Annotated in this window: 9 protein-coding genes; 3 read left to right on the top strand and 6 right to left on the bottom strand. The window is 67.4% G+C overall.

All coding sequences use genetic code 11. The features are described from left to right. Positions 1 to 255 precede the first annotated feature (255 nt). The 3 genes from RTO53_RS02070 (at position 256) to RTO53_RS02080 (ending at position 6,129) form a co-directional block, all read left to right on the top strand. A complete protein-coding gene (locus RTO53_RS02070) occupies positions 256 to 3,252 on the top strand; it encodes a TonB-dependent receptor (RefSeq protein WP_312236228.1) in 2,997 nt (998 codons plus the stop codon). 122 nt (positions 3,253 to 3,374) lie between these two features. Continuing rightward, the gene (locus RTO53_RS02075; RefSeq protein WP_312236229.1) at positions 3,375 to 4,391 is read left to right on the top strand and encodes a cupin-like domain-containing protein; all 1,017 of its coding nucleotides are present in this window, start codon (positions 3,375 to 3,377) and stop codon (positions 4,389 to 4,391) included. Between the two features lie 169 nt (positions 4,392 to 4,560). Further along, positions 4,561 to 6,129: a sensor domain-containing diguanylate cyclase gene (locus RTO53_RS02080; RefSeq protein ID WP_312236230.1), complete on the top strand. Its 1,569-nt coding sequence runs from the start codon at positions 4,561 to 4,563 to the stop codon at positions 6,127 to 6,129. 64 nt (positions 6,130 to 6,193) lie between these two features. Here the strand turns inward: RTO53_RS02080 and RTO53_RS02085 are convergent, their stop codons facing one another. The 6 genes from RTO53_RS02085 to RTO53_RS02110 form a co-directional block, all read right to left on the bottom strand. Continuing rightward, positions 6,194 to 6,598 carry a hypothetical protein gene (locus RTO53_RS02085; protein ID WP_312236231.1) on the bottom strand — a complete coding sequence of 135 codons (405 nt, stop codon included), beginning with the start codon at positions 6,596 to 6,598 and terminating at the stop codon, positions 6,194 to 6,196. A 59-nt stretch (positions 6,599 to 6,657) separates the two neighbouring features. Then, on the bottom strand, positions 6,658 to 7,533 hold the full coding sequence (locus RTO53_RS02090; RefSeq protein WP_312236232.1) for an energy transducer TonB: 876 nt from the start codon (positions 7,531 to 7,533) through the stop codon (positions 6,658 to 6,660). A 56-nt stretch (positions 7,534 to 7,589) separates the two neighbouring features. Then, the gene (gene aceK / locus RTO53_RS02095) at positions 7,590 to 9,311 is read right to left on the bottom strand and encodes a bifunctional isocitrate dehydrogenase kinase/phosphatase (RefSeq protein ID WP_312236233.1); all 1,722 of its coding nucleotides are present in this window, start codon (positions 9,309 to 9,311) and stop codon (positions 7,590 to 7,592) included. A gap of 456 nt (positions 9,312 to 9,767) precedes the next feature. Next, positions 9,768 to 10,127 (bottom strand): hypothetical protein, encoded by a 360-nt coding sequence (locus RTO53_RS02100; protein ID WP_256776593.1) that lies wholly within the window; start codon positions 10,125 to 10,127, stop codon positions 9,768 to 9,770. After that, entirely contained in the window at positions 10,103 to 10,552 is a 450-nt protein-coding gene (locus tag RTO53_RS02105; RefSeq protein WP_312236234.1) for a roadblock/LC7 domain-containing protein, read from the bottom strand. Before RTO53_RS02105 ends, RTO53_RS02100 begins: the two co-directional genes overlap by 25 nt. Before the next feature lie 31 nt (positions 10,553 to 10,583). Further along, a partial coding sequence (locus RTO53_RS02110; protein ID WP_312236235.1) for an ATP/GTP-binding protein occupies positions 10,584 to 11,007 on the bottom strand: 424 nt, incomplete at its 5' end.

An 11,007-nucleotide genomic window follows, 5' to 3' on the forward strand; every position in this document is an offset into this window, starting at 1 on the left:
CGGGCAGCTGAATCCGCATCGCCGCGTGCAGCAGAAAACGCCCCGCAAGGCCTGCACCGCAGGCGTTTGCGCACCCTGGCCGGCGCGCCGACGACAGCGCTGGACATGGCGCGCACCAGAGCGGCATGGCGTGTGGACGGGCCGTTTGTTGACAACGCTGTCAACCATGGCTCCCAATCCGGCCGGGTGTGCAGTCGAACCGTTCCATCACGCCGTCGGACCGCCATTATCGATTTCCCTGGGGAGGGAGCTTTCATGAAGACGTACAAGGTTGTACCTCGCAAAGCGATGCTTACCTCGGCGCTGCTCGCCGTGCTGGCCAGCCCGGCATGGGCGCAGGATGCCGCCGCGCCGCCGGCGCAGAGCCCCGACCCGACCACGCTCGATGCGGTGCAGGTCACCGGCATCCGTGGCAGCCTCACCTCGTCGATGAACCTCAAGCGCGACAGCCAGGGCGTCGTCGATGGCATCGTCGCCGAGGACATCGGCAAGTTCCCCGATACCAACCTGGCCGAATCGCTGCAACGCATCAGCGGCGTATCGATCGACCGCACGTCCAGTGGCGAAGGCTCCAAGGTGACCGTGCGCGGCATCGGCCCGGACTTCAACCTGGTGCTGCTCAACGGCCGCCAGATGCCGTCCTCCAACCTCGGCAACGGCGGTGGCGGACTGTCCGGCTCGCGCTCGTTCGACTTCGCCAACATCGCCTCCGAGTCGATCTCGGCAGTGGAGGTGTACAAGACCACCCGCGCCGACAATCCCACCGGCGGCATCGGCGCCACCATCGACATCAAGACGATGCGCCCGCTGGAATCCGAGCCGGTGATCAGTCTCGGCCTGAAGGCGGTCAACGACAGTTCCAACGACAACCTGCCGCGCACGCTGCAGGGCGCCAGCGTCACCGGCGAACTGTCGGGCATCTTCAGCCAGCGCTACGCCGACGACCGCTTCGGCGTGACCTTGAGCGGCAGCTACCAGGAGCGCGACTCGGGCTTCAACCAGGCCACCGTGGCCGAAGGCTGGGCCACGTTCTACGGCAACGAGAGCACCGACTGGCGCGCCCTGCCGCAACCGGGCCAGGGCTATTCCAACCGCATCCAGAACCGGCCCGGCCCGACCGATGTGTACGCGCGCCCGCAGAACACCGCCTACAACGTCAACGGCGTGCAACGCCAGCGCACCAACGGCCAGGCCACGTTCCAGTGGAAGCCGGCCGACAACATCACCACCACGCTGGACTACACCTACGTGGAAAACAAGGTGCAGCAACAACGCAGCGAGCTGTCGGTGTGGTTCAACTATGGGCCCGGTGACAGCACCTGGACCAACGGCCCGATATCGGCGCCGATCATCTACAGCGAGGACATGACCAACTCGGACGTGTCGATGGGTGGCATGAAGCTGGCCACCAAGAACACCATGGACTCGCTGGGCTTCAACGTGGACTGGGAAGTGAACGACGCGCTGGACCTGTCCTTCGACGTCCACAACTCCACCGCCGAGTCGCAGCCGGACGGCCCGTACGGCTCGGCCGGCGTACTCGGCGTGGCTGCCTTCGTGCGTGGCAAGACCACGGTGGATTACAGCGGCGACCTGCCGATCATCAACATCGCGCTGCCGCCCGGCGGCGTGCAGGCCTCCGATGCGCTGGTCACCGGCTCGGTATTCCAGAACAGCTACAACAAGTCCAAGGTGCAGCAGTACCAGGGCCGCGGCACGTTCAAGTTCGCCGACTATTCCGCGCTGGACTTCGGCGTGGGCCACACCAGGGTGCAGAACCGCTCGGCCTCGGCGATCATGCAGCGCGACACCTGGGGCGGCCTGGGCAGCCCGGCCGACTACGACGACAGCATCTGGTACGCCGACGACATGGCCAGGTACTTCGATGCATTCTCCGGCCACAGCGATCCACGCCTGACCGGGCAGTTCCTGGTGTTCGATTTCGACCGGCTGCGCGAGCGCGCCGGCCAGGTCGCCGCCAACGGCGAGCCGCCCTGCCCGACCTGCTACCTGGCGCCCACCGAGTACACCGAAGACATCCGCACCACCGAGACCTCCAAGAGCGCCTACCTGCAGTACCGCACCACCTTCGACTGGACGATGCCGCTGCATGTGGCCGCCGGCGTGCGCTACGAGCAGACCGAGGTGGAATCGAGCGCGCTGGTGCGCGTACCGACCAGCATCAACTGGGGCTCGGCCAATGAGTTCAACCTGGGCTACGCCGCCGAGGGCACCTTCATCGGCGGCAAGGGCAAGTACGACTACGTGCTGCCCAACGTGGACCTGAAGCTGGACCTGTCCGAGACACTCGCCCTGCGCGGCAGCTACAGCCGCAGCATCGGGCGGCCCGGCTGGACCCAGATCGACAGCGGCCGGCGCTTCGACAACATCGTGCGCACCCAGGGCGGCACCGGTTCGCGCGGCAATCCGGGCCTGGAACCGCTGCTGTCGGACAACTTCGACCTGTCGCTGGAGTGGTACTACGGCGAGTCCAGCTATGCCTCGGTCGGCTTCTTCCGCAAGAACATCAAGAACTTCATCAGCAACACGATCGTGCGCGACAACAGCGCCGGGCTGCATACGCCGGTGGGCGGCACCTACTGGAACGAGGCGTTGGCATCGGGCTGCGGCGTCACCGACATGCCGTGCATCCGCGATTACATCTTCGCCAACCACGACGGCGATCCGGGCGTGACCGCCACCGGCACCAACTCGGCCGGGCAGCGCACCGGCACCATCGTCGGCCAGCCGGGCGACCCGGTGGCCGGGTTCGACATCACCGTGCCGGCCAACCAGCATTCGGACCACCTGGACGGCTGGGAACTGAGCGTGCAGCAGTTGTTCGGGCAGACCGGTTTCGGCCTGGCTGCCAACTACACCAAGGTGAAGTCCGGGCTGACCTTCGACAACCTGAGCTTGGGCGACCAGTACCCGATGATCGGCCTGAGCGATTCGGCCAACCTGGTGCTGTTCTACGAGAAGTACAACTGGCAGGTGCGTGCGGCCTACAACTGGCGCGACAAGTTCCTCAACGGCATCGGCGGCCAGGGCCCGAACCCGAACTACACCGATGCCTACGGCCAGCTGGACCTGAACATCAGCTACGCGGTCAGCGACCAGCTCACCCTGAGCGTGGAAGCGATCAACCTCACCGATGAAACCATGCGCACCTACTCGCGCCACACCAACATGCTGCGCTACGCCACCCAGACCGGCCCGCGTTACATGTTCGGCGTGCGCTACAAGTTCTGATCCCAGCCGGTTCGCGCGTCGGTCGGTCGCTCGCCAAGAGCGGCCGCTCCGCCTGGACCGGTCGCTCCACGCGCCTGCCGTGCGCTACGGTAGGCGCCATCCACTTCATCCTCGGGATGTCCATGTCCACCCTGCCCGGCCCGATCGACGAAATCCCGGATCTGGATCCGGCGCAGCTGCCTGCGCTGCTACCGTCGTGGACCACCCCGAAAGTACTGCGCGGAGTGGTCGCCCACTGGCCGATGGTGGCCGCCGCACGTGACTCGGCGGCGGCGGCGGTGGCCCACCTCAAGCAGTTCGACCACGGCCAGATGCCGGTCACCGCCACCACCGCCGCACCGCAGGCGCAGGGCCGGATCTTCTACAACGCCGACATGAGCGGCTTCAACTTCCGCCGCGAACAGATCGCGCTGAAGGTGGTGCTCGACACACTGCTGAAGTACCAGACCGAACCGGCACCGCCCACCATCTACGTGGCCTCGACCACGCTGGACAGCTTCCTGCCCGGCTTCGCCGCCGCCAACCCGTTGGCGCTGGGCGTGGACGAACCGCTGACCAGCATCTGGATCGGCAACCGCTCGCGCATCGCCGCCCACCAGGACGTGCCGGACAACCTGGCCTGCGTGGCAGCCGGCCGGCGCCGGGTGACGCTGTTCCCGCCCGGGCAGATCGACAACCTGTACATCGGGCCGCTGGATTTCACTCCCGCCGGCCAGGCGGTCAGCCTGGTGGACTTCGCCGCGCCGGACCTGCAGCGCTTCCCGCGCTTTCCCCAGGCACTCGCACACGCCCAGGTCGCCGAGCTCGGCCCGGGCGATGCCGTGTTCATTCCCTCGTTGTGGTGGCACCACATGGAAGGCCTGGAGGCCTTCAACGTGCTGGTCAATACCTGGTGGCGGCCGGTGCCGGCGTGGATGGATGCACCGATGAATGCCCTGATGCTGGCCATGCTGGCCCTGCGCGAGCTGCCACCCGCCCAGCGCGCGCACTGGCGGGCGCTGTTCGATCACTACGTGTTCGAGGCCGACGAGGCAACCCGCGCGCATATCCCCGCGCACGCGCGCGGCGTGCTGGCACCGCTGGATGCCACCACGGCCGGCAACGTGCGCAGCGTGCTGCGCAAGCGCCTGGAGCGCTGAGCGTTGCCGCGCGCACCGCTTCACCCACACGGCCACGGAATCCGCAATAATCCGCGCCGTGACCGTAGTCCGCCCGGGAGCGGGGAAGTCGTGCGCTCCTGATTGCTCCATCGCTGCCGTTCCATCCGTCCCGCGGCTGGCGCTGCACCCTGCCAGTCCGAACGCCCCCATGCGCCCGTTTTCGACCCGCCTCAACCTCGGCAAGCTGATCCTTGCCCTGGCCCTGCTCAGCGCACTGATCGCGCTGGCCAATACCCTGCACGCCAGTTACCGGGTGCAGCGCGAGCAGTTGATCGACAACACCCTGGAAGCCAACCGGGTGTATGCCAGCAAGCTGGCCGAGACCACCCAGAACTTCATCCAGTCCGCGCAGCAGCAACTGGCCTACAGCGCCACCACGCTGGGCGAGCGGGCGCACGACCGCAGCGAACTGGAGGCCGAGGCGGCCCGCCTGCAGCTGCAGACCAACAGTTTCAATTCGGTGCTGATCGTGGACCCGGCCGGCACCGTGCTGGCCACCTCGCCGCAGAGCCTGGCCCTGCAGGGCGTGGTGCTCAAGAGCCCGGGCAACAGGGAAGCACTGGCGCGGCGCGTGCCCTTCATCAGCGATCCCTACCAGTCCGCCACCGGTCGGCTGCTGGTGGCGATCTCGCACCCGATCTTCAGTGCACAGGGTCAGTACCAGGGCTACGTCAGCGGCACCATCTACCTGCGCGAGCGCAGCATCCTGCAGACCCTGCTGGGCAAGCACTATTACCGCGACGGTTCCTATCTGTACGTGGTCGACCGCAACGGTCGCATCCTGTACCACATCGAGCCGGCGCGGGTCGGCCAGGTCGCGATGGAAAACCCGGTGGTGCAGGCGGTCAGCAAAGGCCACTCCGGTGCCCGGCAGGTACGCAACAGCCATGGCGTGCAGATGCTGGCCGGGTATGCGCCGGTGCCGATCGTCGGCTGGGGCGTGGTCGCCCAGCGCCCGGCCGAGGCGACCCTGTCGGCGCTGTCCCAACTGATGTCGGCGGTGATCTGGAACGCCATCCCGCTGGGCGTGCTGTCACTGCTGGTCACCTGGTGGTTCGCGCGGCGCATCTCGCTGCCGCTGTGGCAGCTGGCGCGCAACGTGCAGAACCGCGACACCGGCATCGCCATCCGCCATGTCAGCGGCATCCGCGCGTGGTACTACGAAGTGGCCCAGCTCAAGCAGGCGCTGTTGTACAGCTTCAACCTGCTGCAGGACCGCATCGGCAAGCTCAACCGCGCCAGCATGACCGACCCGTTGACCGGCCTGCAGAACCGCCGCGGGCTGCAGCAGGGGCTGGAGGACTGGCAGGCACGCGGGCAGCCGTTCGGGATCATCGCGCTGGACATCGACCGCTTCAAGACCATCAACGACCGCTTCGGCCATGCGGTGGGCGATGCGGTGATCCTGCGCATCGCGCAGCTGATGCGCGACGACTCGCGCGATACCGACCTGCTGTGCCGCAACGGCGGCGAGGAATTCCTGATCCTGCTGCCGGGCATCGACACCGACGCCTCGGCGCGCATCGCCGAGCGCCTGCGCCTGCAGGTGGCCGCTGAAGTGTTCGAAGAGGTCGGCTCGGTCACCGTGTCGCTAGGCGTGGCCCACTACCCCAGCTATCACGACGACCCGCTGCAGGCGCTGCGCCTGGCCGACAAGGCGCTGTACATGGCCAAGGAACAGGGCCGCAACCGCACGGTGGTGTACCCGCAAGCGTGAGGTTGCGGGCGGCGCCGAACCCACCTCGGCGCCGCGGATCCGCAGCGGCACCGACAAGGGCGGCTCAGCCCGGGCCGAGCACCGTCTTGAGTACCGGCCCACGGGTGTCGCCGGCCACAAACACGCCGTCACCCAGCGCGTCCGGGGCTACCGTCACGCGCTCGGGCTGCTGCCATGCCGCCCGCTGACGCGGGCCAGGCAGGTACGGTTCCCATGCAGGAGCGTCACCCGCGGGAGGCTGGTCGGCGTAGCGCACGGGGAACCGCACCACCCAGGTCTCGCGATCGGCCAACGGGCCCTGCATCGGGATGCGGAACTGCCAGTCGCGGACCGCCTCGATGGCGCTGTTGGCAAACGCGTTGCGGACCGTGTCGAGCTGCCGCGGCGGCACCAGCACGCGCAGGTTGACCTGCTCGGCGGCAACATTGCGCACCTTGCCATCGCGCCCGACCTGGATCAGCAGGAACACGTCGGCAGCGGCACCGCGACCGGCGGTGCGCCCCCCCCCGCCGACCGCAGCCCGTCGGATCAGCCGCCGAGCGGGGTCAGCAGTTGCGGTCCCTTGCTGGCAGCATCGGCCATGAACACGCCGCCGGCCGGCAGCAGATCGGCATTGGCATCGGCGCCCAGCGCCTTGTCCGCGCGCCACGGTGCCTGCTGGCGCGGCCCGGGAATATAGGCATCCCACTTGCCGTAGCGCATCTCTTCACCGTGGAAGGCGAAGGTGACCGGCACGCGCACGGTCCAGCTCGCGTCCTCCTTGTGCTCGCCGGTGGTGGGTGCCTTGAAGGTCCATTTGCGCGCGGCCGCCATCGAGACCCGGGACAGCTTGTCGCGCATCTGGCGCATGGCCGCTTCATTGGCAATCACACGCAGGTTGACCTGCTCCGTCGCCACGTCCATGACCTTGCCATCGCGGCCGACCTGTACCAGCAACAGCACATCGCCGCGTCCGCCGGCACGATAGACATCTTCCGGATACGCCGGCGGGGGCATCTTCAGCCGGGTCACGTCATCCGTGGCGGCGGGGTCGTACTGCTGGAAACTGGCTGCAAGCAGCGTCACCTGCTGGCCGCCATCGGGATTGATCTTGCCGCCCAGGCGAAGACTGACCGGGCTGCGCGCCTTGACCGCACGCCCATCGACCAGCACCGGCTGGAAGCGCCATGCCTGCACTGCGCCCTCGACAAACCGGGCGATGGCATCGTTGACCTGGCCGCGCTTGTCGATCTGGAATCCTTCGACCTGGCCTTCGGTGCCGATATCGATCTGGCCGGTAAGCACCATGCTGGCCTCTGCCTGCTGGCGCACCTCGCGCCGGGATTGCGCGGCTGCATCGGGAACCATGGACATACCGACACCGCCAACGGCGAGGGCCAGCGCAAGAATATGGAGTGAACGCATCGCACCTGCTCCTTGTGGATGCGCCAGAGCGTAACGCAGCCCGGTCACACTTCCAATCAGGCCAGCCGATGGCTGTCCGCATAAGGCGGCGTATCGGGGAAGTCGCCCGTCGCGAAGCGCGCTTGCAGGCCCTGCCACCACGCCGGGTCGAACAGATGCCCGAAGCGCTCGCGCACGGCGGCCAGCTCGGCTGCCGGCAAACCCATGAACATCCAGAAGCGCTCGGGGAAGACATCGCGCGGCCCGATCTGGAACCACGGCTCGTCGGCCAGGGCTTCCTCTTCGTTGCGCGGCGTGGGCCACGCGCGGAAGTTGCAGTCGCTGACCAGGCACAGTTCGTCGTAGTCGTAGAACACCGCGCGCCCATGCCGCGACACGCCAAAGTTCTTGGGCAGCATGTCGCCGGGGAAGATGTTGTTGCGCGCCATGTCCGTGATCGCCTGCGCATAGTCCAGCGCGGCGTTGCGGCGGCCATCGCTGCCCTGCTCACGCAGGTACAGGTTGAGCGGACGGAATCGGCGCTGCACGTAGCACAGCGCGATCACCAGCTCGTCGCCGTCTTCGCTGACGCTGGCGCTGCACTGGCCCAGCAGTTCCTCCAGCAGCGCCGGGGCAAACCGCGCGCGTGGAAAGCGCAGGTAGCGATAAGGCTGCGCATCGAGCAGGCGACCCACGCGATCCAGATTGAACACCAGCGCGTATTTCTCTTCCACCTGGTGGCGGGTCATCGTCTTGGGCCAGGCGAAACGGTCGCGGATCAGCTTGAACACCAGCGGATAGCTGGGCAGGGTGAACACCGCCATGACCATGCCCGGGGTGCCGTCGGCATGCACCAGCTGCTCGGCAGGATGGTCCTGGAAGTGCCGGAAGAAGGTCCGGTAGCGCTCGGTCTTGCCCTGCTTGGCGCGGCCCAGCACGGTGTAGATCTCATCGATAGGCTTGGCCGGCAGCAGGCTGCGCAGGAACACCACCGCGTCGCCCACCGTGGCCAGGTCGGCCTGGAAATAGCTGCGCGAGACCCCGAACAGATGGGCCACGTCACGCCGACCGGTGAGCACCGCCTCCGCCCGCAGGCCCTTTCCATCGTTGACCAGCGCGATCACGCACGGCGAGAAGCGGTGCTCGCCGAAGACGCGGCCGACCAGGTAGGCGCGTCGCTCGCGGTAAAACACGGTATCGAGCAGTTCGATGCTGCGCACCGGGTAATCGCCCCAGTGAGCCAGGTCATCCTGCAGCCGCACCGCAATCGCCGCCGCGCAACGCAGCTGGTGCGCATAGGGCGTATCGAAGCGATAGTCGCCCAGCACCCGCAGCAAGGCTTCGGCCGGGCGGCTGGCCGACACCGTATAGCTGTGCCGCGCCACCGGATGGGTGATCGCATCGGAGGGCTCCACATCCATCGCCATGAACTCGATGGCCGCGTCCACGCCCTGCGTGGCGAACAGACGCCGCGCCAGAGTGTTGTAGAAGGTCTTGTAGAGCTCGGCATCGATGAGTCCGTCGAGCAGCAGCGCGTACGCCTGGCGGATCCGCAGCCACAACGCGCGGGTACCCACGGCATCGCCGGCGGCGCGCCGCAACGCATCCACGGTCTGCGCGATGCACTGGTCATACAACCCGATCCGCTCGACCGCGTCGCCCCGCGCGCCGGCCCAGTCACGCGTCTCAAAGCGCACCCGCGCCCGCCGCGTCACTGCCGCAAAGCGCGCATGGTAGGCCTCGAACCCATCGCGGATGAGTTCGGCCAGCACTTCCGCATCGCACTCGGTACCACGCATGCAGGCAGACCCATCAAAGACCTGTCTCAACCATACGACACCACACACGAGCCCGGGTAGCGCCAACCGGTATTCGGCGGCAGGGTCAATGGAAAGGTTCTTCTGCCCTCCGCGAGGCGAGCATGAAGCGCCGTGGATCTTTTGGCGCGGTTGTCGGTGGGTCGGGCGCTGGGCCCCCATACCCTTTCCGGCGACGCCCCCGGCGTCGGCCTGCGGCCGCCCCCTCCTCCTTTATTTCGCCTCCAAGGGCATGGGGGCCCAGCGCCCGATCCACCGACCCGCCAGAAAAGCCTGGCTTCTGCCTGCGTACCGCAAACCGAGCGCCGTAGCGGCCGGTAGGCGCCTGGGCAAAATCAAGGAGGAGGCCGCCAGCAGGACGCTTCCCTGCAATGGAAGAAGAACCAAAAAAAAAGTGCCGCCGGTCGCCACCACACCGCAACCGGCGGCGGAGGGAATCTACAGCGCCAGATCGGCCTCGACGTCCTGCACCTTGCGTCGTGCCAGGGCAAGGTTGGACTTGTTGCGATCCAGCACCAGGTACAGGAACAGCCCCTTCTTGCGCGAGACCGGGCGCAGGATGTGGTACGCCTTGCCCAGCGAGATGAGAATGTCTTCGATGGTGTCGTTGAGATTGAGCGAGGCCGCCGTCTTCATCTTGGCCCGGATCACCTCCGTGTTGCCTGCTGCCGCCACCTCCATGTCCATCCCCGAGCCGGCCTCCCCCAGCAGCATGCCGCTCTCGTAATCGACCAGCGCCACTGCCTGGGCGCCGTCGATGGTCATCAGCGCGTTCAAGGTATCGTCGAGTCCTGCCATGTTGCACCCCGTTGGTTATCGAGCCCCGTTTTCCCCTGCGGATCGGCTCGTGATCCGCTGAGTTCGGCCATGATCCTGCGGCCACATTCCTTGGCACTCCACAGCACCTTGCCGATCACGCAGCGCGCGTCGCACGCGGTCATCAGCAACAGCGGTGACGGCGTCGCGGGCAGCGCCAGCATCAACACCTTGCCGCCATCGGCTTCGAGCATCAGTGCTTCCAGCTCGCCCAGCGCCAGCTCCCGCCCGACCGCGGCCGCCAACGCCAGCATCGCGCTGGTCATTGCCGCGAGTCGTTCGCCGTTGCCATGGGTACCGGCCGCCGGCACCAGCGCGAACCCGTCCACGCTGGCCAGCACCACGCTGCGCACCCCGTTGATGTCATCGGCGAAACCGCGCAGGTGCAACCCCAGGCGCTCGCGCACTGCCGGCTCCAGGCGGCGCGCATCGTGTCCGTCAGCCATGCGCGGCCACCAGCGCACCGGTTTCCATTTCGCTCATCAGCACGTCCATCAGGCACAGCCCCTGTTCGCGATCACGCGCATCCACCGGCACCACCGGCAGCCAACGGCCCTCGCGCCCGGCCTGTGCCGCGCAGGCGTCCAGGTCGAACTGCGGAGCCAGGTCCAGCCGCGACACACCGATCACCGCCGGCACCTGCGCCGCATGCTGCTGCAGTACCGCCAGGTACGCCGTCAGCTCGTCCACCGCCCCGCCGCGGGTGGCATCCAGCAGCAGCACCACGCCGCTGGCTCCCTGCAGCAGGATCGGCCACAGAAAGTCGAAGCGCTGTTGACCCGGCGTGCCGTACAGCCGCAGGCGATCGCCGTTGGGCAGGTCGATGTCGGCGTAGTCCATCGCCACCGTGGTGGACGCCTTG

The sequence above is a fragment of the Stenotrophomonas sp. genome, assembly GCF_031995405.1.
Lineage (GTDB): Bacteria > Pseudomonadota > Gammaproteobacteria > Xanthomonadales > Xanthomonadaceae > Stenotrophomonas.

Bases quoted from the DNA above. Each gene is read 5' to 3' on its own strand.
- RTO53_RS02070 (WP_312236228.1), top strand. From the start codon at position 256: ATGAAGACGTACAAGGTTGTACCTCGCAAAGCGATGCTTACCTCGGCG.
- RTO53_RS02075 (WP_312236229.1), top strand. From the start codon at position 3,375: ATGTCCACCCTGCCCGGCCCGATCGACGAAATCCCGGATCTGGATCCG.
- RTO53_RS02080 (WP_312236230.1), top strand. From the start codon at position 4,561: ATGCGCCCGTTTTCGACCCGCCTCAACCTCGGCAAGCTGATCCTTGCC.
- RTO53_RS02090 (WP_312236232.1), bottom strand. From the start codon at position 7,533: ATGCGTTCACTCCATATTCTTGCGCTGGCCCTCGCCGTTGGCGGTGTC.
- aceK (WP_312236233.1), bottom strand. From the start codon at position 9,311: ATGCGTGGTACCGAGTGCGATGCGGAAGTGCTGGCCGAACTCATCCGC.
- RTO53_RS02100 (WP_256776593.1), bottom strand. From the start codon at position 10,127: ATGGCAGGACTCGACGATACCTTGAACGCGCTGATGACCATCGACGGC.